At 36.5% G+C, this 23,314-nt stretch carries 19 protein-coding genes and 2 pseudogenes; all 21 read right to left on the reverse strand.

The window, feature by feature from the left end:
• Positions 1-10: 10 nt before the first annotated feature.
• Positions 11-1,138 carry an FkbM family methyltransferase gene (locus GA520_RS08315; RefSeq protein ID WP_163339298.1) on the reverse strand — a complete coding sequence of 376 codons (1,128 nt, stop codon included), beginning with the start codon at positions 1,136-1,138 and terminating at the stop codon, positions 11-13.
• A 988-nt stretch (positions 1,139-2,126) separates the two neighbouring features.
• Positions 2,127-3,365, reverse strand: a complete 1,239-nt coding sequence (locus GA520_RS08320) for a glycosyltransferase 61 family protein (RefSeq protein WP_163339297.1) — start codon at positions 3,363-3,365, stop codon at positions 2,127-2,129.
• Between the two features lie 47 nt (positions 3,366-3,412).
• Positions 3,413-4,519, reverse strand: coding sequence for a polysaccharide pyruvyl transferase family protein (locus GA520_RS08325; RefSeq protein WP_163339296.1), 1,107 nt, complete (start codon positions 4,517-4,519; stop codon positions 3,413-3,415).
• Between the two features lie 8 nt (positions 4,520-4,527).
• Positions 4,528-5,649 (reverse strand): polysaccharide pyruvyl transferase family protein, encoded by a 1,122-nt coding sequence (locus tag GA520_RS08330; RefSeq protein ID WP_163339295.1) that lies wholly within the window; start codon positions 5,647-5,649, stop codon positions 4,528-4,530.
• Positions 5,650-5,920: 271 nt separating this feature from the next.
• Positions 5,921-7,447, reverse strand: coding sequence for a glycosyltransferase family 2 protein (locus GA520_RS08335; RefSeq protein ID WP_163339294.1), 1,527 nt, complete (start codon positions 7,445-7,447; stop codon positions 5,921-5,923).
• A 2-nt stretch (positions 7,448-7,449) separates the two neighbouring features.
• Entirely contained in the window at positions 7,450-8,877 is a 1,428-nt protein-coding gene (locus GA520_RS08340) for a radical SAM protein (RefSeq protein ID WP_163339293.1), read from the reverse strand.
• 12 nt (positions 8,878-8,889) lie between these two features.
• Positions 8,890-9,903 carry a radical SAM/SPASM domain-containing protein gene (locus tag GA520_RS08345; RefSeq protein WP_163339292.1) on the reverse strand — a complete coding sequence of 338 codons (1,014 nt, stop codon included), beginning with the start codon at positions 9,901-9,903 and terminating at the stop codon, positions 8,890-8,892.
• Entirely contained in the window at positions 9,900-10,904 is a 1,005-nt protein-coding gene (locus tag GA520_RS08350; protein WP_163339291.1) for a radical SAM/SPASM domain-containing protein, read from the reverse strand. Before GA520_RS08350 ends, GA520_RS08345 begins: the two co-directional genes overlap by 4 nt.
• A 3-nt stretch (positions 10,905-10,907) precedes the next feature.
• Positions 10,908-11,936 carry a radical SAM/SPASM domain-containing protein gene (locus tag GA520_RS08355; protein WP_163339290.1) on the reverse strand — a complete coding sequence of 343 codons (1,029 nt, stop codon included), beginning with the start codon at positions 11,934-11,936 and terminating at the stop codon, positions 10,908-10,910.
• 16 nt (positions 11,937-11,952) lie between these two features.
• Positions 11,953-13,266 carry a glycosyltransferase family 4 protein gene (locus tag GA520_RS08360; protein WP_163339289.1) on the reverse strand — a complete coding sequence of 438 codons (1,314 nt, stop codon included), beginning with the start codon at positions 13,264-13,266 and terminating at the stop codon, positions 11,953-11,955.
• Positions 13,259-14,110, reverse strand: coding sequence for an NAD(P)-dependent oxidoreductase (locus tag GA520_RS08365; RefSeq protein ID WP_163339288.1), 852 nt, complete (start codon positions 14,108-14,110; stop codon positions 13,259-13,261). Before GA520_RS08365 ends, GA520_RS08360 begins: the two co-directional genes overlap by 8 nt.
• Positions 14,111-14,250: 140 nt before the next feature.
• On the reverse strand, positions 14,251-15,594 hold the full coding sequence (gene rfbH, locus GA520_RS08370; protein ID WP_163339287.1) for a lipopolysaccharide biosynthesis protein RfbH: 1,344 nt from the start codon (positions 15,592-15,594) through the stop codon (positions 14,251-14,253).
• A gap of 19 nt (positions 15,595-15,613) precedes the next feature.
• Positions 15,614-16,168 (reverse strand): dTDP-4-dehydrorhamnose 3,5-epimerase family protein, encoded by a 555-nt coding sequence (locus GA520_RS08375; RefSeq protein ID WP_163339286.1) that lies wholly within the window; start codon positions 16,166-16,168, stop codon positions 15,614-15,616.
• Entirely contained in the window at positions 16,156-17,232 is a 1,077-nt protein-coding gene (gene rfbG, locus GA520_RS08380) for a CDP-glucose 4,6-dehydratase (RefSeq protein WP_163339384.1), read from the reverse strand. Before rfbG ends, GA520_RS08375 begins: the two co-directional genes overlap by 13 nt.
• The gene (gene rfbF, locus GA520_RS08385) at positions 17,226-18,002 is read right to left on the reverse strand and encodes a glucose-1-phosphate cytidylyltransferase (RefSeq protein ID WP_163339285.1); all 777 of its coding nucleotides are present in this window, start codon (positions 18,000-18,002) and stop codon (positions 17,226-17,228) included. The genes rfbG and rfbF overlap by 7 nt, the downstream gene beginning before the upstream one ends.
• 902 nt (positions 18,003-18,904) lie before the next feature.
• The gene (locus GA520_RS08390; RefSeq protein ID WP_163339284.1) at positions 18,905-19,324 is read right to left on the reverse strand and encodes a hypothetical protein; all 420 of its coding nucleotides are present in this window, start codon (positions 19,322-19,324) and stop codon (positions 18,905-18,907) included.
• 6 nt (positions 19,325-19,330) lie between these two features.
• Positions 19,331-19,756: a flagellar export chaperone FliS gene (fliS, locus tag GA520_RS08395; protein WP_163339283.1), complete on the reverse strand. Its 426-nt coding sequence runs from the start codon at positions 19,754-19,756 to the stop codon at positions 19,331-19,333.
• Complete coding sequence (fliD, locus tag GA520_RS08400; RefSeq protein ID WP_163339282.1) at positions 19,753-21,120, reverse strand: flagellar filament capping protein FliD; 1,368 nt, start codon at positions 21,118-21,120, stop codon at positions 19,753-19,755. The genes fliS and fliD overlap by 4 nt, the downstream gene beginning before the upstream one ends.
• A gap of 39 nt (positions 21,121-21,159) precedes the next feature.
• Entirely contained in the window at positions 21,160-21,516 is a 357-nt protein-coding gene (locus tag GA520_RS08405; RefSeq protein WP_163339281.1) for a flagellar protein FlaG, read from the reverse strand.
• A gap of 81 nt (positions 21,517-21,597) precedes the next feature.
• A pseudogene (locus GA520_RS08410) lies at positions 21,598-21,834 on the reverse strand (flagellin); the annotation flags it as partial.
• 390 nt (positions 21,835-22,224) lie between these two features.
• Positions 22,225-23,127, reverse strand: a pseudogene (locus GA520_RS08415) (flagellin); the annotation flags it as partial.
• Positions 23,128-23,314 lie beyond the last annotated feature (187 nt).

A 23,314-nucleotide genomic window follows, 5' to 3' on the forward strand; every position in this document is an offset into this window, starting at 1 on the left:
TTTATTTGCATTATCTTTGAGGGGTTGCATACAATACTGTCTCACAATGGGAAACTGTGTCTTTATCAAAATATAAATAATAATGCCTAAGATAATAATTATAATTAAGTACAATACTACTTATAAAAATTGGTATATTGATTATATCACTTGGTTTATGATATGTAGAAATTGCGAGAACTGGTCGTGTCCTTTTTATAGTATCCTTAGATCCCATCAAGGCATCCATTTCTGCACCTTCAATATCCATTTTGATCATACTTACGTGAGCATTCCTCAATATTGAATCTAGAGTGATGGTTTGTACTTCTGTGTTTCCATAATCAGAAAGTGTACATGATGCTGTAGACCTATCAGTGTCAAATTTTAATAAGGACTCATTTTTGTAGAGGCCTTTCTTGAAAAGGTTAAAGTTTTTCTTGTTTCCAGCAATGATTTTAAGTTTGTTAAAATTCTCTGAACTTGGTTCAAATCCATAATATCCTTGTATTTCATTACCAGTTACTTTCATAAGCTCTATTAAAGTATCTCCATTATATGCGCCACAATCAACAAAAGTATCATTGGAATTAACTGCATATATATCAGGTTCAAAATACATATACTTAGCGGGTCTTGCTACTTCGATTAGATGTTCGATTTCATTACTTATCCTATAGTTGAGGATGTTTATTAGAACCCTCCGTGAAATATTGTCTGATAGAATATTAAAAACATTTTTGTATTTCTTGATATTTGAATAAATAAATGTATCAGAGGTTATGTGTTGAGTGTTTTCTTGGTTTAGTTGTGAAATTATTTTCTTTTTAACCTCAGCAGATAATGTGGCAACTATTACATATAAATTTGGGAATCTAACCAGTGCTTCCTTGAGAGATAATACAGGGATACCTTGTAACATAGTGTGTTGTTTGCTGCAATTATTGTCAATAAAACATTTAACCTGTATATTATCGCTTAAACAATTTTGATTTAGGGTGTCAATGCCGGCGTTTCCTGCAGGCATTATTGCAATACTAAGCTCTTTATCTGTTTTAAGTTTTGTTACATTCTGGAAAATTTCACAAAATTCTTCTTCAAACGTTTCTATATTCCAATCTGTAAACATTTCTAATGTAAGTCCATTGGTTGAACACATTATTTTATCCTTGATAAAATAGAATATTTCTTATGCTTTTCTATCGAAAGCACTTTCTTTAATACAATACCTATAATCTAAAAATAGGTCAAGATCTGCTATATTACAGTTAAACAAAGGTGCATAGAACAAATTATTGGAAACATTACATCCTGTCGTATCGGTAAATATAAATTTTCTATATTCCTTAGACTTGTTTTAAAAAAAATCACTATATTCTAGTACTACAGTCCATCAAGAAGCTATATTTTTCAGTTAAATATATTGATGCGAATATTAACACCTAACAATAGTATTGTAATTTCAAAAATAACTTAAATTTAAGCTAGGGCTGTTAACTATTAACAATGGTATCTAATGCTTTAGTAAAATATTTGGTGAAAAAATGGAGTCCTCTATCCGAAACGCTACTGACTATTATCAACAGTATTTCTATCCACAGGAGTAAAACCTGAAGTACCTAATATTGTGGGTTAATAATGAATCACTAAGTTGGTTTATATCCGATATATGTGATTTGAATTGGAGAGGTTTCAATTAACTACCCGTTTATCATTTGTTTACAGTATTCAAAATGGTAATAATATTATTCTTATTATCAATTCGCAACAAAAATTATTAACCAAAAGGATTTCGTTCATATAAATATGTTAGTCAAAAAATTTAGAACAGATTTTTTACAGCCAATTGGAGGCGAGTCCTAATTAAAATGCAATCGTTGAAAATGAATTACTCTTTCCATCGCGAATATATGAGTAGCGTAAAAAGCATTTATTTTATTCGGGTTAATAACGTACGAAATGTCTTCCAACTAGAATTCATATACTAAGTTAGCCATACGAACATCAAGAAGACATCTATCGTGATCAGCAGTGTAAACTCAAATAATGTGGTATGGTTTTTTCCTAGATGTCAACAAGTGTATTATATATAATGTATTACTATAGTTATTAATTAAACAATTATAATTTTTCTCGTAGTTATAGAATCACCTTTTGTCCATTTCAGTAATTACATAATCTAGTTTTTCGATATCAACAGTGAAACAGGCATTGTTACGGCGAAAATTTTGATCAACCTCAAAGTGCTGACGCCAGGCCTCATTTAAAAACTCAGGTGGCTGTAAATTGTCGCCAATAATAACTCCATAGACATTTTCGATCAAAAGTCTTTCATCAACACGAGGAATAGTATCCTTAATAGCAGGTGAGTATATTCTTAAAATCTTTGTATTATTTCTTGCCCACATAGCGGTATTTAAATTCCCAGAAGAAAAATCCTCTACTATGAAACACGCTTTAGATATAGTTTCAATTTTTTCTGTTATTCTTAGTTCTTCCCAATGAACTTCTCTAAATCCTTTTTGAACTAAATAGTGTCTTAATTCTTCTCTATTTATAATATAACGTAAATTAATATATGATTCATTTTTTGATCTACGCAATATGAAAATCTTTTCAGTTTGGTCCAACCTAGTAAATCCGAGTTCCTTCATTAGATCTTTATTTACTTGAGAAGCTTTAATACTATGATGCTTAGGTAAGATAATATTTGATTGTCTAAATATTAATTGTTGATTTACAGTTGCTGGTATAATACGATCCTTTGGTATTCCTAAAAAGTCAAAAGCTTCTTGAACAAAAGGGTACTCAGAATATTTACAGTACAAATATTGCGTTTCCAAATCTTTCATGATTAAAAAATTCGAAAATATTTCTACAAGTTGATGTCCATATGCATCATACAAGTTAGGTAATATCGTTACAATCGCATTAATAAATTGAGGAGCAGGAACTCTATCGTTATCAGATAGAAGTATATTCGGAGTTATCTGTCCTTCTTTAAAAAGAGCGAACTGATCTAATCTGTTAGGATTCCAGTCTACTCCAAATTTTAACGCAGATTCATATATTAGTTCATTATTTCCGGTTACGTAAATCCCAGTGTGTCCATAAACTCTTAAGTGTTCAATTGTTAGTATATAGAAAGGAGGCATATGAATTATTGGGCAATTTTTAAAAAATGCGTGATCATCTTCAGTAGCGACAAGTCTTTCATCGCAGGTTTCTACTGAAGCTCCCATGTACCAATCTGGTGAATAATCATGAATACAGATATCAAAATCACGTTTTGTATCATTTATAATATCTCGTATTGAAACTAAAGATTTGGGTGAGTTGATGCTAGTTACGGCAAAGTACTCCATTAAGTTTATTTTATTAGTCATGATTCCGAGTGCCACCTATGACGTAATTGTATCGAATTAATACAATATCATTCATCTTTTAATATCATTTTAAGAAAATTATGAGAAAATAACTTTTCTTTTGCCAATCGTGAATTTACTATTTCATATACAATTTTTGAATTGTTTCTGATTTTCATTTGAACATCTTTAGTGTCAAAGCAAACTCGATTCATTAAATTTAATTTTGAAAGAATATCTCTAGATGGTCGATTAAGAAGTTTTATTTCTTCTTCGGCAGGCAAAAAGTAAAATTCTTTCTCAAAATGAATAGCCATGCACAAGCAATGAAACGAATCAGTAAGAACCAGTTTACAGTTAGCTATCTTAAATAACCATTCATCCATTGTGTTATAGAAGTATTGTTTTTCATTATCACTATTCAACCTTTCGTAGTTGTAAATATTTTCAGAAGACATTAAATATGACTTTTCAATTATGTTTAATTTTTCTCTAAAAGTATCATCTTTAAGAATTTTGTGATATGCAATTTCCGGAGCAGCCGATATTGGATTTACAGGAAGCATTTGTTGAAAATATTGTTTATCTAACAGCAAAGTCGGTTCTAGAACATTTTCAACTGCAACATTAACAATGTTTCGAAGTGGTAGAACTCCGTAAGATTCGCGGAGACCAATAGCAGAAAAGTTTTTCAAATATTTTTTCAACATCTTTTCTAACTCTGGACTGGGATACAACACATCCCAATCAGTTTGGCCAAAACTAGCAGAATATGCAATTTTTCTAACTTTCTTGTCATTTAGAAAATGTAAGAAATATGCTGGCAGGAACTCCCCTGTCGCAGACGGTGCCCACACTGAATCACTACCTACGATAACAATATCATAGTTAAATTCACCCTGCTCTAAATCTTCAAGGGTACGGTATACATGAGATGATCTAGGAACCCATTCTTTACGGAAATCTTCAAACACCTCTGGATTTTTGGCAAAACGATTACGAAACTGTACCTTTAACACCGATTTAGAAACCGGTTTATTTCGTTTTGGTATGAAATCAATGTGTTCAACTTCATAACCTAATTGACGTATTGCATAACTTAATGATGCAGCCTGGAGTGAAGGGCCAGGCATCCAAGTACCGTAATGAATACTAAGAATCCCAACTTTATTCATATAACAACCTACAGCTTTCTAAGAGCAGTTTTAAGGAAAACTAGAGATAACTTTCTCTGCACCGCTAACTCATTTTCAATAGTTGGATAATGTAGAAAATCTTCGAAAAGATCGCAATTTCTAATTGAATCATGATTAACCGAAATCTGATCAAAATTCTGTTTTAAAAGTCCAAAGAGGCTGATCAACCGACAGTCTTTATAAGGATTTGGAGATGTAGGCGAAGGAAGATGGATCAGTTTTTTCCTAAAAAGAATCGCTAGGCAAACACAATGATAAGAGTCTGTGATAACTACTTGGCTATTTTTAATTTTCAAGATCCACTCAGGAACCGTGCTAAACTTATACCTTGGTTCATCATTCTCTGTATTATACTTTTGCGAAAGAATATTTTCAGGCTTGACATCGTACTCTTTTTCAATATGTCTGAGAGTATCTCCAAGATCAGGGTCATGGGTTGCTTTGTGATATACGATTTTTGAGATGTGGGAAACATCAGGTTTCTCAACATCTAAAATCTTTTGGAAATATGATTCACCTACCAAAAGAGTTGGGTCAAGAACGTGAACTACATTCGATGTATCTATTTTAAAGGTCTTCTTCAATACATCAATTCCCGAAATTTCGCGAACTGAAATACTGTTGAAACGAGCAAGTTCCCTTTTTACATCTTCGACAAGTTCAATGTTATCAGCTGCATCATAAACTGGCATACCAAAACTTGGTGCATAACTAATTTTTTGGATAGTATCATCTGCAAACTGAATAAAATATGCTGACCAAAAATCACCAGTACAATTATAAGACCATACACCATCACTTCCAACAACAATCCCATCATATGAAAACGATGCGTTTTCCAACTCCTCAATCGTTTCATAACGTTTTTGCGATTTGTGCATCCATTGATTTCGAAAATCATCAAATACTTCAGGATTATCTGCAAATCTGTTACGATCTGGAATTGTAGAAGAATAACTTGAAACTGGTTTGGTTCTTTTAGGAACAAGATCGATATGTTCTGCTTGGTACCCTTCTCGATTTATTGCATAATCTAGCGCAGAAGCCTGAAGGATTGCGCCATAATTCCAACGAGAAAAATGAAAATTTAGAATACCTACCTTTTTCATAAAGCATTCCTTTGGTTATTTGTTTACGAAGGAGCTGCCAAGTAAATTCATTTTTTACTTAATAGTATTTTTGTGTTGAATTATTTATGTATCGACATAAAATCTTTCTATCATTAAAGATATTTTACAAAAGTTATATATCTAAATCAAATAGAGGTGTAGATGAATCATAATCATATTTTTTATGAAAATCGTATTGTTTTATTGCGCAATAGATATAAGATTTTTTAGATCAATTTATGTTGCTCTCTATTTTAACTAGGATTTGAAATCAAAACGTTAAAACGCTCAAATCTATTGTTTTGGTTAGAGAATCATACCAAATAGATTTTACGTATTTATCTTTAAACTTTTTTTGGCTTGTAAAAATTTTACGATTACCATTCCCAACAAAAGATTTGACATCATTGTCACACAAGAAGTACTTCTTGTCAATTTTCATGTCAATTAATACCTGTTCACATATTTCTTCAGATATCAATTGGTTAAAAATATCACAGGAATGTGGGTCGATAACAATACAGTTTGCATAGTTATATTTTAATGAATAGTGGATTGCTGCTCTGCCTCCTTTCCCTATTCCAAAAAGTAAAACATCGTTTTTATTTATTCCAAGAACTCTAATCGCCTGAATTATACACTCATTAATATCTGTATCAATTTTATCACCATTGTGTTGAAGGTAGTAGACACCATACTCTCCCCAAAAATCTCGCAAATCCAAAACAGATTGCTTAGTTTTGCGATAACTATTTACAAAAAAATATGGGTATCTATCTTTTTCCGATGCTTCTTTATGAAAAGAACCAAAATCATTAAAGTTAACTATCAGCTTTTTTCTTGTTCCTTGACGAAGAACATAGCATATATCAATATTACGTGAAGAGGAAAAGTGAAATTGAGGTGATTGAAGTTTACCGAAATAGCTCAAGTATTTCCAGTATAACACAACTGAAATAGGGAGTGATTTGAGATAGGTGTGATGAAGCAATGAATATCGCTGATCGTTGACTTGGAGGGCAATATCAATCCATCTTCTGTTCCGGATATCTTTGAAAAAGTTGAATGTATTTATGGGTCGACACTTTTTTATTAGCTGGTTGCAAAGTATTGTTTGCTTAAGCAGCCCGACATAACAGTCAGCATTATGTGAACTTGTGCTGTTATTTGGCCCTTGACTCACAAAATAAACGATCTCTTTAGAGAATTCGAAGGTTTTACAATGCACGGCTACCTGAGTACTGAAAAACATGTCATCACCGTGATTTGGAGGTACTTCGCTAAAGCGTATGTCGTTTTCCTCAAGAAACCCTCTACGGATGAGTTTGCCCCAAGGAGTTAAAATGCATAAAAGGCCTTCACGATTCTCCATTTCGTAGTATTTGAGGAAATGTTTTAACCTCGTCCCAGAACCAATTTCACCAGTCTCTTCTAAAAATGATTCAGCTCGGAACTGGTATAAATCTTTTTTAGATTCAGAAATTTCATTGAAAATATTTATCGCGTTTTCGGCAAGATAATCATCACTATCAACAAAGAAAACGTATTCACCCTGAGCCTTATCTATCCCAATATTTCTTGCTCCACCTGAGGTTACTTTTTTATCAGGGAATACAAATTCAACGTGAGAATACTCATCCTTTCTCGCGATTTTTCGAATCGAATGCTCCGTACTGAAGTCATCGATTACTATTATTTGAATATCTTTGTTAACAGGAATTGATTTCAACGCCCTTTCGATAAGAAAATTAGAGTTGTAATGAGGAATCACTACGCTGAACTTGATATCTTCCTGCACCCTTAATCCTCTATAAATGTAATAAAAAAATCATTTAGTTCTATAACCTTGTCCATTTCCCAGAGATTAATAAAATCATCAAAAGTTTGACATTGTGCAATTCCATCAAATCCACTCTTTTTTAATGCCTGCGCAAACGCTGAAAATAGGTAGTGTTTAGACTCATTCGGTTCATTCCACCAGTAAACGCACCCTGGATTAAGAATCATACCTTTGAGCGTCACAACCTTTTCAGTTTGTGTGTTTTCAGATGAATATGTAAAATAGAGCCAATCATCAGCTCCTGATTCAGAGATTAGCTTATTATAAAATAAACCAAACTGGAATTCTGAATTGTATTGCTCTACAACAAAAAGAGAAACATCATCATTTGTATAGGTAATTCTCTCAGCTGTTACAACATTCTTGAATGTTGTAACAAAGGAGGAATTCATTATCTGAGGTTTATCTGGAAGATTCGGAATAATCGCAGAAATAGATCTTGGACACAGAACATGGTTATCATTAGATAGACGATCATTTTCATTTTTTAGATAGATACCAGAGTTCATCTTCTCATTGTCTGTATTGTCATCTTTCCCTTTAATTAACCTTACGTGATCTTTCAGAAATTTGGGGCTTTCAACTCTCTCAATTTTTTTCATCAAAGTCTCAGAAACATCATCTATTCCATCACTAGCGAGGCGACCTTTGTCAAGTAGCGCACCGCCACAAATTTCACACCAGTGAATTTGATCTCGGAAATCTTCTGGTTCACGTTTCCACCAACCTTTTTCTATACGCCACCCTCCTGGACCATCAAAAAGTGTATCAAGTGCAGCTGCTACTTCACAAAAAAAAGCTCCTTTTGGGGTTATTGAAGAACTCCACTGGTTTTGGATCCAACACTTATCTCGAATTGGAATCCACTCCTCATCCGTTATACCCAAATCTTTCCTACTTACAAGTATGGGTTGGTGTATACTATTATTCCTATGGTCATTCAGTACCTGTTGACCAAATATTTCGTGAATTTTTTCATAAGATTTGTAATACTGATTTGGCATTGTGGACCAAAGGCCAGCTCGCTTTGTATTGCCATCTGCAGTGATACGATCATAATGGTCGTGCTGATTAACACGCACATTTTCTGCAAACTCTGATGGTTTCATAGGCATTTTGAGAACATTCGGCTTGAGTCTTGGTCCATATTTTTCAGATAGGTGATCAATGAATCGCTCAAATTGTGGATGGAGGGTCGGTTCACCACCGATAATTCCAACAATTTGATCAAACCCCTCTAGAGAGTCTACCGCTCTCACAAAGGTCTCCCAATCCATAAAAAATGGTTTTTTATGATGCCCGCAAAATCTTGTACAATTCGAACAAGAGAAAAGACACGCATTAGTAACTTCAATCTGTATTGCCCACATATCTTTAGGAGACTTCATATCAATTCCAATTTATTTATAAATTTTCTGCAGTAAAAGGTCAGCCTTCTCATCAAGCAAGTCCTCCTTAAACATGCCATAGCGAAAGTTAACACAAGTCGTACAGATTACATTATTCTCTCTTTTTTTTTCCAACATCATTTTCCTGAACTCACGAAGAGGTTCTCCTCTCCAGATTTTCACAACTGATTCATTCCTAATATTACCTATAACAGTTGCTGTTTCCATGGCACAACATGGAACAGCATTTCCGTCAGGATTTATCTGAATCATATAAAACGGTTGTGGACAAACTTCAGCGGTAGTTAAGGGGTTGCCATTCTGAGATTTATTTAGGGTTTGATGGGATATTTCGTAATAGTTGATATGAGATGTTGCTGGGGCGAGATTTTCAATCGAAATTTTATCACAAATTGATTCGAAAGTTTTATAAAATAGCTTTTTATCCTCTTTATCCATGTCAATATTAATAGTTTTTATATAAACTTTTGTTTTACCTTTATTTTCAAAAAAATAAGTGATTCTATCTACAAGATCATCCATATTTATATTTACACCTGATACTTCATAATATCTTTTTTCAGAAACACCTTGTATTGATATACGCAGCCAATCTAATCCCGCGTCAATTAGAGATTCACTCAATATCGGAGTTAGGAGCGAACCATTTGTGACAATGTCAATAGAATTAGCAATGGATCGTCTTTTTGCATAATCTATCATTTCTGGTAATTGAGGGTGTAGAAGAGGTTCACCAGTTGCTGCAAAGCGAAGCATTTTTATTTTTTTTGGAAAGTATGTTAAGTCATCAATGCATTTTTTATATAAATCGTAATCCAAAATTTGTTGATTCGAAATAAAACTTCGTTTTTTGTAAGGGACGGAATGAATACAGTACTTACATTTGAAGTTACAAGCGTATACAGGAAATATTTGGACGAGATATGGTGTATTAAGAGGAATAACATTTGCAAGTATAGTGCGTTTTCCTCCGGTGGTTTGCCCTTCCATTTTAGAGGCAATCATTTCAATTTCTCCAATAGAACACTGCATTCATTGTCAAGAATATCCTTGGGGTGAGCTACGTCATTAGGGGCACAGCAAAGAGAACATTTTGGATCTTTCAACCTTTCTTTTCTGAGCTGCATTTTCCAAAAGTTTTGCAATTTTTCAGAAAACCACATTTCTTTGATTGTTATTTTATGAACATTGCCCAAAATAACAGGACGATAAAGGTTGTCACAAGGCTGCACATCGCCATCTGGAAAAACTCCAAGCATATAGAATGGGAGAGGGCATACTAGTCTTTTATCAATTTTTCTTCCATAGCGATCATAATTTGAAATCAACTCAGATGTCATTTCGACCCCGTCGTAAGTTGGCTGAACCTTTTCAATGAACATCCTGTCAGAACAGTCGGCGAAAAGATTATAGAAATCTTCCTTCTCTCCTTTATCAAGGCCAATATCCAAAATTTTCACAAACAGACTTGAAGAACCAGAATTTTCATGAAAGTAGCGAAGATTGTCCATAAAAGTATCAAAATCTATTTTGACCCCACAAACTTTCTTATATTTTTTTGATGTAATCCCTTGTATAGATACTCTTAGTGTGTCTAAACCATTTTCAATTAATTGATCTGATATTTCAGGCGTTAATAAGGATCCATTCGAAATAAACTCAATCTTTTCAAAGCAGTTAGAGTCCTTAGCAATCTTAACCATATCAGGAAGGTTTTTATTTAACAGGGGCTCTCCTACGCCAGTTAAAGAGAGTAACTTTATTTTTTCTGAAAATTGACCAAGTTGATTAACGACTTTCGAATATGTTTCCATGCTCATCGTGCCTTTCTTAAAATCATACCGTTTTTTTAGTTCCGTATCGCTCATAGAATGAGCACAATATGAACAACGAAAGTTACAACAATTTGTTGGATAAACATACACACTAAAAGGTGTACTCAAAGGAACAACCTCTGACAATTTATGCCTTTTATCAGAATAACTTGGTTTAATTTCAGAATTCATAGATCAATCTTCAAAAAGGGTTAACAACCGTGAGGCATCCTTGTCTAAATATTCGGATTCATCATTTATGGCATTAAAACAAGTGCATCCAGTACACTCTGGTATTGTATCCTTTTCTAACCTAAGCATTGTCTTTAGATGCTCTTTTCTTTTCCTTCCATTCCAAATATCTAATATCGTATTATATTTTATGTTACCCATTGATAGAGTTTTAGGGAGACCAGGTACCGGACAAGGAAATGTATCTAAATCGCAACCAACTTGTAGAAAATAGAAAGATTGACCACATACTTTCCTATTCGGGTCGCACTCTTTTCCAAAAAAATCTTTGGAGGCATCTACAGTACCTTTGATTTTGTCATGATGCTGCTGCATTTGAACAAGATGCTCAACATAGATCCTATCTGCAAGGGGACTAAATAATTTATAAAACATATCCTCCTCTTCTTGAGTTTCAAATGCTGCATCAATTGCTTTGATATAGACTTGGGTGTTTTTCTTCTTCATTTGTAGATACTCTAAATTTTTGATAAACTTATCGAAATCAACATCTTTTCCACAAACATTTCTATATTGTTGTGCAGATATTCCCTGGATTGATACATTAATATTCGTGATATTTGCATCTAAAAGTTTATCAACAGTAGTATTGCTGAGAAGTAAGCCATTAGTGATGATTTCAACTCTTCCAGCTATTTCTTTTTCGACAGCCATTTTTACAAACTCAGGTAGCATTGGGTTAGTGAGTGGTTCTCCTAATCCAGAAAAAACTATTCTTTTTATGCTCCCTTTGGGGAATTCAGCAAGATCATTAATTACCTTTAGGAAGTCTGCAAATTCCATATGTTTAAGAGGATATCCTAGTTTTTTAAATGCACCACTTTCATCATCTCGAGTAGAGTGAATACAGTAAAAGCATTTAATATTACAAAATCTTGTTTGCTCTATATAAACAGTGAATGGGGCTTCTATAGGGATTATGTCGGCAAGACGTTTTCTATTTGTATCAACATTTGGTTTTACTTCCGCCATAATATTCTCTCCTGAGTCATATCTGATTTGATAAAGTAAAAAGTCTCTCACTTTTAAAAAATGAGTTGTAATGTTTGGCACTTCCACGAGTTTCACTTTTAAATATTGAAGGCAACTCTTTTGCTTGCTTCAGGAGAGAGACTGGAATATCATTAGGATAATACTGAAAAATCTCTTCAAATATGCCTTGTGCCTTACACTCTCCAAGTGACAATAAGAATAGATCAACTGCAATGTCTCCACTTTGAACAACTTCAAAATGAGAAACATTCTTATCTCTTAAATATAATTCATCGTAAATGGAAAGCCACTTCTTAAGTGATTTATCAAAATTAAAATATTTTTTTGCCCTTTGCTTAGAGTTGCGTCCCATTATTTTTCGTAATTTTTCATCATTACAAAGATGATCTATTGCTTTTGAAAACTCCAAATTATTATTACATACAAACCCTGTCACTCCATCTTCTACCACTATCTCTTCTGGCCCATCAGCAAACACAACTTGTGGTATTCCCGCACTCATGGCTTCAATTAGAACCTGTTCTCCTGTACCGTAGTTCTCTCTGTTAAGCGGATAAGCAAAAATGTCGATTTTTGTAAGAATACTTTTGACATCTTCAACCTGGCCAAGAAAGTCAAATCTATCTGCAATACCAATTTGCTCTGCTTCACGATGAACATCTTCGTGACTGTTACCCCCACAAACTATAAAATTGGCTTCTTGATTTTGAACTTCTGAAAAGATATTGATAAAGTCTCGATGCATTTTGACATAATCTACAGTTCCAATATATCCAACGTTAATTCCGCGATGCTCCATTGGTTCAATCTTATCGAATCCATTTAACCCAGCAGTAGAATGAACTGTACGAAGATGTTTAGATTTCCATTTGTTACTCCTACAGCATAATTTTTTTTGCGACAGACTGTACTTGGTTGAAACGACATATATTTCTGGAAAATCAATTACTGCATCATTAAAAAGATAGGGAGCAAAGTGCCCATTAACATGTGACCACATCACTATTCGAGCAGATTGTCCAGAAATGGTGTAAATGAAATAATATAAGGCTGGATGGTTCCAGAAATGAATATGGACAATATCGGCATTGCAAACTCTTTTCTGCAGCCACTCGCTATCTGATAAGACGTCTGAATAAGCAGCAATGCTATTTAACTCAACCCACCTCATTGTTTTTTCGTTAAGATATTCGAAAGAGACAACTTCCTGCTTATGATCACTGTTTTTTGCGATTCCATCAATTAGTGCTCGCAGTACAGTTCCTACTCCACCACCAAAATGAGGGGTTATATGTAGAATATTAGCCATTCCCAATAGCTCTTTGTAGTTTTTGACTATCTCCCCAAAATGACATTGGTTCATAATCTGGGTAAGAGTAACACCCTAAGTTAAGTTCAATATTTGAACCAACCTTTTTCAAATAATTTTCCACAAACTTGCTGACTGAAATTGGTTTTCCTGAACAAATATTTATCGCACCAGTAACTATTTTTTGAAGAGACACACCAACGGTGTAATGCGCGATTTTTTCGACAGGAAGGAAGTCACGTTCCTGTTTTCCACCAGACATATCAAATGTTTTCATCCCTCGTTTAATGGCTATTTCTAAAAGAGGAATAAGCGACGCAGTGTTTTGTCCTTCACCATACATATAAAAATATCTAAGCCATTGATAGGTGAGGTTGAACTCCCTTGTAAGTCCTTTTAAATAATGGTGTAATTTCACTTTCGACTCGCCGTAAGGTGTAACTGGTGAAGTTCTAGTTTCTTCACTAAGTTTTCCTTCTGCAAGCCCATACTCGAAACAGGTTCCAGCACCCACAATTTGAGATGCACCATTTTTAACTAAATTTAAAAGAAATTCTTTATGAATTGGAAGTTGAGTTGAAAGGTGAGAGTCTGCAAAATAATTATTCAGATCACTCCAAGCCAAATGAATTATACAGTCTGGCTGCAAAAATTTTTCAAAGAGATTTTCTGTCTTTTTGTCATGAATATCATGAAAAATATGAATTGTTTTGCCAAACCAAGAGATCGATTTTTCAATATAATCACTTCGTGAAGAGGTAACAACATCAATCCTGCGTTGTAATAGTTCATCGACAACTTTTGAACCAATAAAACCTGTCGCACCTGTTACTAACACTTTCATTGTATTCTCTTGTTCAATTTTCTCTCAATGATCCTCTTTCCTTTAAGAGTATCTCTTTTTAATCCCACCTCGGTTTACAAAACAAAAAATCGAAACGATAATGACATTTGTGTTAAATATAATTATTTAGAACGGTATTCTCATTTAATTTGATATGTACTAATAAACTGAACAATCATGTTCACCATATATCTCAGTTTAGCATCGGTCATTCCTGGATATACGCCAATCCAAAAACCGTTGTTCATAACTTTGTCTGTTTCGGTGAGCTCACTGGCAATACGATAGTCAACATTTTCAGTAAGGGTTTCAAAAGCAGGATGGTGTAAAATGTTTCCGCTAAAAAGATTTCTAGTTTGAATGGAATTCTTTTCCAGAAATTGGGTGATTTGATTTCGAGAGAAAGGTGCGGTCTCTTTTACCTGTATTAAGAATCCGAACCAACTTGGTTCTACTGTTTCACAATTATCCGGAAGAAGCAAATGAGTTTGATAAGGTTTGAGCAAGTTTTTAATTATCTCAAAGTTTTTACGCCTAGCCTTTGAAAATTGCTCGACTTTCTCAAGCTGTGCCACACCTATTGCAGCCTGCATATCTGTTGCTTTTAAATTATACCCAAAATGGCTATAAACGTATTTATGATCGTACCCAAGAGGAAGTTTTCCGAATTTCTTAGAAAAGCGTTTACCACATTTGTTATCAGTTCCACTGGGGCAAGAACAGTCACGTCCCCAATCACGTAAACTAAGCATAATCTTCTTTAAAAGAGGGTTCGACGTATAAACTGCCCCACCCTCACCCATTGTCAGGTGATGAGGGGGGTAAAAGCTGCTAGTTCCTATGTCACCAAATGTTCCTGTAAGTTGTCCGTTCACTAGTGAACCGAGAGCATCGCAGTTATCTTCGATAAGCCAAAGTTTGTACTTTTCACAAAATGCTTTTACTTCTACTACATCAAAAGGATTTCCCAACGAATGAGCCAACACAATCGCTTTTGTTTTTGTAGAGATAGCATTTTCAAGAAGCTCTATATTAACATTACAGGTTCTAGATTCTATATCTACAAAAACAGGTACAGCTCCATATTGAACAATGGGTGCCACAGTTGTTGGAAATGCTGCTGCAACAGTAATAACCTCATCTCCACGATTAACTTGTCGGTCTTCTAAAAGAGGTGAAGTAAGAGCCATAAATGCAAGTAGATTGGCTGATGACCCACTATTTACCAGGAGTGCCCAACTCACCTCTAAAAACTCAGCCAATTTCTTCTCGAATTCACAGGAATACTTGCCGTGAGTTAGCCAGAAGTCAAGTGAACTGTCCACAAGATTGACCATCTCTTGCTCATCAAAAAAACGCCCTGCATAGTTTACTCTGCTCTCTCCTGCAACAAACGGTTCGTTCATTTTTTCTTTATGAACCATTTCAAAATAAAGAGCAGTTTTTTCGAGAATTTCCTGTTTTAATTTTTCAACACTGTTCATGAATAAACTCAGCTATAAGCTAAAGTGTAAAACGATCAATAGATATAGGATTGTGTAAAAGATCACGTACAGAGATTTCAGTCACCGCAAGTGGCCACTTGATGCCTATCGCAGGATCGTTATAGAGAACTCCACCTTCAGCCTCCACTTTAAACGGTGCGGTATGAAGATACAGGAGTTCACTTTTAGGCTCTAACACTTGGAATCCGTGTCCAAAACTTTCAGGAATGAACATCATTTTGTGATTTTTAGAGGAAAGAATTTCACTGTGCCATTGCAGAAATGTTTCTGATTCACTCCGAAGGTCAACCATCACATCAAACACCTTTCCTTTGAGACAGCGAACCATCTTTATTTCGGCAAAAGGAGGACGTTGATAGTGAATTCCACGGATAGTGCCGATCTCGTCGCTTCGAGAGTGATTCACTGCAACAATTTGCTGCTCCCCCATAAGTTCAGAAAGCTCATTGTAACAGAAACAGCGGTTAAATGACCCTCGTTCGTCTTCGTTTGGACTAGCATTAATAATTGCAGCTCCATTTAGGTGAGAAGTCGTTATTGTTAATTTACCCATACTGCACCATTTTCTTTTGCTGACTGCACAAATTCATCAAAATGATATTCTGTGAGGATTTCATTTTTTTCATAGTATGAACGATACCACTCGACACTTTTTACAATAGCCTCTGTGCCTTCCCATATTGGTTGCCACTGCAAATAATCTTCTGCCTTTTTGCATGAGAGTTTGAGAAGGGTGGCTTCGTGATACGTGTTTTTTTCAGTAGAGTACTTAACTTTTTGCCAACAATCATGAGCAGTGGCTATTAATTCTTCAACAGTAAAATGTCCTTCTTCAGTTGGGCCAAAATTCCAGGCAGTTGCCGATGTTTCATCACCTAAATATAGCCTCTCTCCAACTAGAAGATACCCCGATAGCGGTTCAAGGACATGTTGCCAGGGTCGAACTGCGTTGGGTGAACGAATAACCAAGGTTTTACTTTGTGATGCTGATTTCATAAGGTCTGGAAGAAGCCTATCTGCTCCCCAATCACCACCACCAATTACATTTCCTGCACGCACAGTAGAAAGAAGCACACCTTGGTTATTTAGGAATGATGATCGATAGCTTTGGGCAACAATCTCTACTGCCCCCTTAGATGCGCTGTATGGATCGTGGCCACCAAGAGGATCATCTTCCTTAAATGGCTCACCTGTTTCCGTATTGTGGTAGCACTTGTCACTTGTTGCAACAATAATTGTTTTTACAGAATCACATTCTCTCACAGCCTCCAGCAAAGATGCTGTACCCATGATATTTGTTTGAAATGTTTCATATGGGTTTTGGTAGGATTTTCGAACAAGTGATTGAGCAGCTAAATGAAATATTGTATCAGGTTTTACTTTCTTTACCACTCTACATGTTTCATGAATATCACTAAGGTTACAGGTATATTTTGGGTAATCCAGATCAAGCAAGTTAGAATGGTACAAGGTTGACGGAGGCTTAAGGGAAAGCCCAAAAACCTCTGCACCTAACCTTTGTAACCAAAAGACCAACCAGCTCCCTTTAAAACCGGTATCTCCAGTAATTAATATTCTTTTCCCCTTGTAGGTGTTAGAAAACATAGAGCTTACCATATCTTCCAAGGTGCTACTCCGTTAACCCACATCTTAGTCAGCTCATTCTTATCCCTCAAATTATCCATTGGCTTCCAGAATCCTTCATGTTTATAAGCATTCAAATTACCAGAAGATGCCAATTGAGTAAGAGGTTCTTCCTCAAAACTTACGGTTTCATCATGATCCCCTATATAATTAAAAACCTCTGGCTCTAGAACAAAAAAACCGCCATTTACCCAAGTACCACCCTCTGCAGGCTTTTCGACAAAACTTTTAACTTTATTATCCTTTGATATATCTAAAACTCCAAAACGACCTACAGGCTGCACTGAGGTTAAAGTGGCTATTGCAGAAGATTTGTTATGAAAATCTACAAGAGCCGATATGTTAACATCGGCTACACCATCACCATAAGTTAGAAAAAACGGTTCATCTTCTAAATGGCGTTGCGCTTTTTTCAGCCTGCCTCCAGTCATGGTATCCTGCCCTGTATAAAGCATTGTAACCCTCCATGGTTCCGTGTGAGTCTTATGCAAAGAGACAGTATTGTTCGTCATGTCAACGGTAATATCAGAATATCTATTATAGTAGTTCACAAAATAATCTTTAATTACATGTGACTTATAACCAGTTAAAACCACAAATTCGTTATAGCCATAAAATGAATATATTTTCATAATATGCCAAAGAATCGGTTTGCCACCTATTTCCACCATTGGTTTTGGGATAACACCAGTTTCCTCGCTAAGTCTAGTACCATAACCTCCAGCAAGAATAACAACCTTCATGGCAGCTCCGTCAGTTTGTGATTTAGTTAATTAACACACCTATTTTACCTATTAGTACGACTTAAACAAGTGGCATATGGATAGTTGTGTCGAAATTTCAGTGAAACAGACTTTTTCAGCTTCACCTGAAAGATCGGTCTCGACAAGGGGTTTCTCTATTTATTAATCCGGCGGGCATTTAGATTCAAACTTTACTTGCCAAAGCATTGAAAATCCGTGATCTCCTTCACGTAGTAAGTGCTCAAAATGTCCACCGTGTTATTAACGTAAAGGTGGAACTATTTGCGCCGAGCCTCTCTGAAATCGAGGGTTTTAGGATGGACACAAACTGGATGATTCACCTCATCTAGCGCATAAGCTAGAGAGGAGGGGGGATCAAAGATCAGAGACTTTCCTGAAAAGCATCAAGAAAGGCGAACCGCTGAGGTGCGCTTTGTTTACTGAAATTACAGTTTATTTTAACATTTTTCATCAAGTTGGATGAGTTCCCCTTGTTCAACATGTGATAAAAAGATTTTTAATGAAAACCTAACGCATAGCTTGGTTTTAAATTGGTAGAGGCATCACCATGGTTTTAAATTGTTCCATTAAAATGGGAATGGTTGTCCTTATACTATTCTTAAAGTAATGAGTAGAGCAGGATTAATTTTAGAGGATGATGTATTAAAGTGTACAGGTTTCGAGGTTCACGATAACGAACTAAAACATCTCTTGATGGAGAAAAATATACTTAGTGATACCATTATAACTATTTGCAGGCTTGAATAGGGGATATAGAAATGGAAATAATATGAACTGAGTCAAATTTATTGAGATTTTATTATCTTTATTGGTCGTAAAGTTTAGTATATAGGTACTTATTTCTATGCTTTAATGATAAAATGAAAAATAGTTGTCTTTTTTTATCCTTTATTCCTTATTACCCTCCCACTCTGAGGTTTAGTTCCCGAATGATAACCACCAATCTGAGTAACACTCTTTTTCAGGCTGACCATCTCCTCTTTGGTAATGTCAATAAGTGATGCCAGCCTGGGAAGCAGATAGTTGTTGATTTCTAAAATCTCCTGCATCATCTCCATTTTTTTCTGTAAGAGATGGGTGTCGGCAATCAGTGTGTCAGTCTTGTTCTGAAAGTGAGCTTTAAACTCTTTATCGATTTCTTCAGCTTGATTCTGCAGTTCGATTAATTTTTTATTGTATCTTTCATACTCTTCTGTAGAAAGCGCTATTTTTTCTACAGATTCTTTGAAGTTCTGTACATGTTCAAGCATATTTTGATAGGCTCTGACCGATTTTTCCAGAAGTACTTTACTTTCTTGCATGACTAATCAGATAGTTGAATTTGCAACATGTGGAACAGTTTCCTGTCCATTCGCTTTTTCCGAATTGTTGATTTCAATTGCCTCAATCCAGGTTTGCCTGAGATCTTTAAGGAGTGCAATGACACCCTCGATACGACTCTTTTTGTTCTCGACATTTGCATTGGAGAGTTCACGTAAAATGTAGCCATACATGGCGTCGAGGTCGGCGGCGATTTCACCCCCGACTTCGTGATCGAGAGAGTTCGCAAATTCAGATATAATTGCCATCGCCTTGCCTATATATTTACCCTTTGTAGCCATATCATTTTTCTCTATTGCTTCAATGGATTGACTGGCAAATCGGATGGCTCCATCATACAGCATCACCAGAATCTGCTCCTGGGAAGCGGTCATTATCTGGTTTTGTTGGTATTGGTTTACGTATCCGTTCATTTGTTATAGTTCCATAAAGATTCAAGAGAAGACAATTGGGTGGATAGAAAACTTGATGTCGAATTCATGGTGGAAACGAGTTGTTCCATAGCGTTGAATTGAGACTTCAGGGTTGCTTCACGCTTCTGCAGACGGGCCTCGGTCTTTTCAATATTGGCATCGATTCTGGCTATATTATCGTTTATGCTTTTAGTCCTTCCAGCAAGTAAACCGTCTGCAGAGCTCGTCAGGTCTGTAAGATACTCTTTAAACCGTGAGGCTATCCCATTTTCTTCCTCACCAACTTTGCCGGCTAATAGGTTGATAACACTTTCTTCGTCGTTTTTGATTGCTTTGCTTAAGTCAGAGCTATTCAGTGATAATTGTCCATCTTTTTGAGTTTCAAGACCAAGCTGAGAGAGAGAGGTATACGTTCCATCTGTGTCGACGAAGGAAGTGAGCATATCCTGCAAGTGACGTTTTATCGCACTGAGGCCTGAATCGCCGCCGAGAACGCCTGCCGCTGTGTCCCCTAAAGTCGATTGTCCAGATACAAATGAAATAACCTCATTATAGCTTGTAACAAAAGCATTAACATTTGTTTGAATAGCACTGTTATCTTCACCAATTTTTATGGTGTTGATTTCGCCTTCCTGGGCTTTGAGCAGGTCGAGGGTTACCCCTGGAATAATATCTTTGATTTCGTTTGTCTGGCTGTAAATGTCAATGCCATCAACACGAACATGAGCCTGCTGAGCAGGTTGAGACTCATAAATAATTCCCAGCCCGTCCCCCCCTATAAGTGCAGAATCATCGATTTCAATACTACTTCCGACATCGTTGCCGGTAATTGTCAATCTGAAGGGGTTCGTGTCGGTACCATCATTGATGATCGTTGTGTTCACATATATCTCAGCATCATTAATGGCATTCATGATTCCTTCGAGGGAATTGTTAGTGTCATCAATTTTTACGACATGATTAACGCCATTCACTGTTACAGTAAGGTCACCTGTACCGAAAGTTTGATCCGTTTTTGAGGTAAATCCGTCTGTATAACTTTTTTCACGCTGGGCCAAACCTACAACTTCAACCCTGTAATTGGTATTGGGCAGGGCACCTTCTGATGCTGATGCAGAAAAAAACTCATCAGAGCTCTGTGTGAGTGTTGTCTGGCTATATTGATCGCGTTCGACCAATGAGTCTACACTACTGAGAAAGGATTTCAGGCGGTTGTCGAATTCCTTATATGCAGTAAGCTTATTGTTGAGCCAGGTTTTATCGGTTTCCATACTGACTACCGGTGCTCGTTCGATATTCATGAGCTGTTCGATAATCGAGTTGGTATCCATTCCTGAGGCGAGACCGCCAAAACTAATACTCATAACAAACCTCTATTCGCTAGTGTGTCAGTAGAAAGAAGTCTAACCGACAGTGTCGACGATGTTACCCTGTAATTCATTCAGGTGTTTTGTCAGTTCAAGAAGTTCTTCCGGTGGGATCTGCCGAATAACTTCGTTCGTTTCTCTGTCGATAACCTTTACAATTGTTTTATTCTCGTCGTTATTTTCAAATTGTACAGAATATAAACCATCTTCGGTAATTGACTTGATCTGCTTAAGAAGCTCTTCAGGCTGTATTTCTTTCCCTGCTTCACTCGCTGAACCCAGATTTTCAGGGGCGGATTCTTTTACGTTACGGGCCTTGTCAACCTTCTCAGCTACAACCGTACTTCGCTGAGTAGACGGCCCGGTGGTTGGCATTAACGCTTCAACATTCATGTGCTACCTCCGTGTAACAGCATAATGAAAGGCCCGGAGGCCAAAACTGTGCCTCCGGGATTAAAGGATACTTGAAGTATATTATCCAAGCAGTGACAAAGCAAGCTGAGGAGCCTGGTTTGCCTGGGCGAGGATAGATACACCAGCCTGCTGCAGGATGTTCTGCTTGGTCATTGCAGAAGTTTCCTGGGCGATATCCGCATCGAGGATACGGGATCGGGCAGCACTTATGTTTTCAGAGATATTGCTCAGGTTAGCGATAGTAGACTCAAAACGATTCATGACCGCACCAAGGTCGGCACGCTGTGAGTCGAGATAGGCAATAGCGCCATCGATTACCTTAAGAGCGTTACCTGCACCAACTTGTGTGCCGATATCTATGCTACCGACATCTTCAAGTTCAGATGCTTCTTTATTTGTGGTATCAGCAAGCACGTTTACGCCAGCAACACTCTGTTCCACAGTATAAGAACTGTTTGAGTGGAAAGTGACTTGGCCCGTTACAATGGCGTTCTTGTTGGTTGACGTTAAATCAGCTGCGGCTGGAACGGCCGTTGTGCCATCCTGATACTTATCTAAACCGTCAGCGCTAAGAGTTTGTAGTTTAGCATCAGAACCAGAGTAACTATCGATAACGATGTCATCTCCGGTACTGCTTTTCATGATTATTGAACCTTCATTATCAAGTCTTGCTGTAATACCTGTTTCACCTGCATTATCATTAATTGCAGCAACAAGTGAGGAAAGTTCATCCTTTTCATCAAGTACGGTGGCTACGGTAACAGCTTCATCATTTGAACCTTTTAATGTAAAGGAAACCGCTCCTGCACCAGTAAAACCATCAAGTTTGGCGTAGGTAACGGCCTCTGCAGTAACGGCGGTTTCATCACTTTTGGTGTTTACAGCGGCTGCAATGTCTGCGGCTGAAGCACCTGCTTCAATAGTTACAGATGCAGTAGTTTGGTTGCCTGCAATTGTAAGTGAACCAGCGCCAACAGCACTCGTTGCCGTCGCACCAACCTGAGCTGCATTAACTTCAGCGTTAACTTGATAGTTACCAATTTCAGTCGATCGAGTATTACCTACAGATACCGCGATCGTCTGTCCTTTATTAGCTCCGACTTGAAAAACAGATGAGGTGAAAGAACCATCCAGCAAGTTTTGATTATTAAACTGAGAAGTTTCAGAAATCCGGTTCAACTCACGTTGAAGTTGTGAAACTTCTTTTTGGAGAGATGCGCGATCTGCAGAAGTGTTAGAATCGTTTGCGGACTGTACGGACAATTCACGCATACGCTGCAGGATGTTAGTGCTTTCCTGCATTGCACCTTCAGCAGTCTGTGCAAGTGAAATACCATCATTGGCGTTACGAACTGCCTGGTTCAGACCGCGGATCTGCGAGGTCATACGATCAGAAATAGACAGTCCGGCTGCATCGTCTTTCGCTGAATTGATCCGAAGACCAGAAGAAAGACGAGTCATTGATTTGCTAAGGGCGCTCTGCGATTTACCAAGGTTACGCTGAGCATTGAGAGACATTACATTTGTATTAATACTAAGGCCCATGATATTCCTCCATGAATATTTATTTGGGTTTAACGTTGCGGGCATCCTTGCCCTTTTGCTACTTTAAATCGTACTTTGTATAACTAACCTACTTGTTTCGCTTGCCGTCGCCACCTCCTTGCTGATATTAGTCTTTGCACTGTTATGCTATTTAGTGCATTTATCCTTTGATAATCTTATCGGTAGGGAGCATATATTTGTTTAGGGGAAAAGTGAAAAATAATAAATAACA

The organism is Desulfopila sp. IMCC35008 (assembly GCF_010646885.2).
In the GTDB taxonomy this organism is placed as follows: Bacteria; Desulfobacterota; Desulfobulbia; order Desulfobulbales; family Desulfocapsaceae; genus Desulfopila.

Coding starts and splice junctions, on each gene's coding strand:
- GA520_RS08315 (WP_163339298.1), bottom strand. CDS start 1,138: ATGTGTTCAACCAATGGACTTACATTAGAAATGTTTACAGATTGGAAT.
- GA520_RS08320 (WP_163339297.1), bottom strand. CDS start 3,365: ATGACTAATAAAATAAACTTAATGGAGTACTTTGCCGTAACTAGCATC.
- GA520_RS08325 (WP_163339296.1), bottom strand. CDS start 4,519: ATGAATAAAGTTGGGATTCTTAGTATTCATTACGGTACTTGGATGCCT.
- GA520_RS08330 (WP_163339295.1), bottom strand. CDS start 5,649: ATGAAAAAGGTAGGTATTCTAAATTTTCATTTTTCTCGTTGGAATTAT.
- GA520_RS08340 (WP_163339293.1), bottom strand. CDS start 8,877: ATGAAGTCTCCTAAAGATATGTGGGCAATACAGATTGAAGTTACTAAT.
- GA520_RS08345 (WP_163339292.1), bottom strand. CDS start 9,903: ATGATTGCCTCTAAAATGGAAGGGCAAACCACCGGAGGAAAACGCACT.
- GA520_RS08350 (WP_163339291.1), bottom strand. CDS start 10,904: ATGAATTCTGAAATTAAACCAAGTTATTCTGATAAAAGGCATAAATTG.
- GA520_RS08355 (WP_163339290.1), bottom strand. CDS start 11,936: ATGGCGGAAGTAAAACCAAATGTTGATACAAATAGAAAACGTCTTGCC.
- GA520_RS08360 (WP_163339289.1), bottom strand. CDS start 13,266: ATGGCTAATATTCTACATATAACCCCTCATTTTGGTGGTGGAGTAGGA.
- GA520_RS08365 (WP_163339288.1), bottom strand. CDS start 14,110: ATGAAAGTGTTAGTAACAGGTGCGACAGGTTTTATTGGTTCAAAAGTT.
- rfbH (WP_163339287.1), bottom strand. CDS start 15,594: ATGAACAGTGTTGAAAAATTAAAACAGGAAATTCTCGAAAAAACTGCT.
- GA520_RS08375 (WP_163339286.1), bottom strand. CDS start 16,168: ATGGGTAAATTAACAATAACGACTTCTCACCTAAATGGAGCTGCAATT.
- rfbG (WP_163339384.1), bottom strand. CDS start 17,232: ATGGTAAGCTCTATGTTTTCTAACACCTACAAGGGGAAAAGAATATTA.
- rfbF (WP_163339285.1), bottom strand. CDS start 18,002: ATGAAGGTTGTTATTCTTGCTGGAGGTTATGGTACTAGACTTAGCGAG.
- GA520_RS08390 (WP_163339284.1), bottom strand. CDS start 19,324: ATGCAAGAAAGTAAAGTACTTCTGGAAAAATCGGTCAGAGCCTATCAA.
- fliS (WP_163339283.1), bottom strand. CDS start 19,756: ATGAACGGATACGTAAACCAATACCAACAAAACCAGATAATGACCGCT.
- fliD (WP_163339282.1), bottom strand. CDS start 21,120: ATGAGTATTAGTTTTGGCGGTCTCGCCTCAGGAATGGATACCAACTCG.
- GA520_RS08405 (WP_163339281.1), bottom strand. CDS start 21,516: ATGAATGTTGAAGCGTTAATGCCAACCACCGGGCCGTCTACTCAGCGA.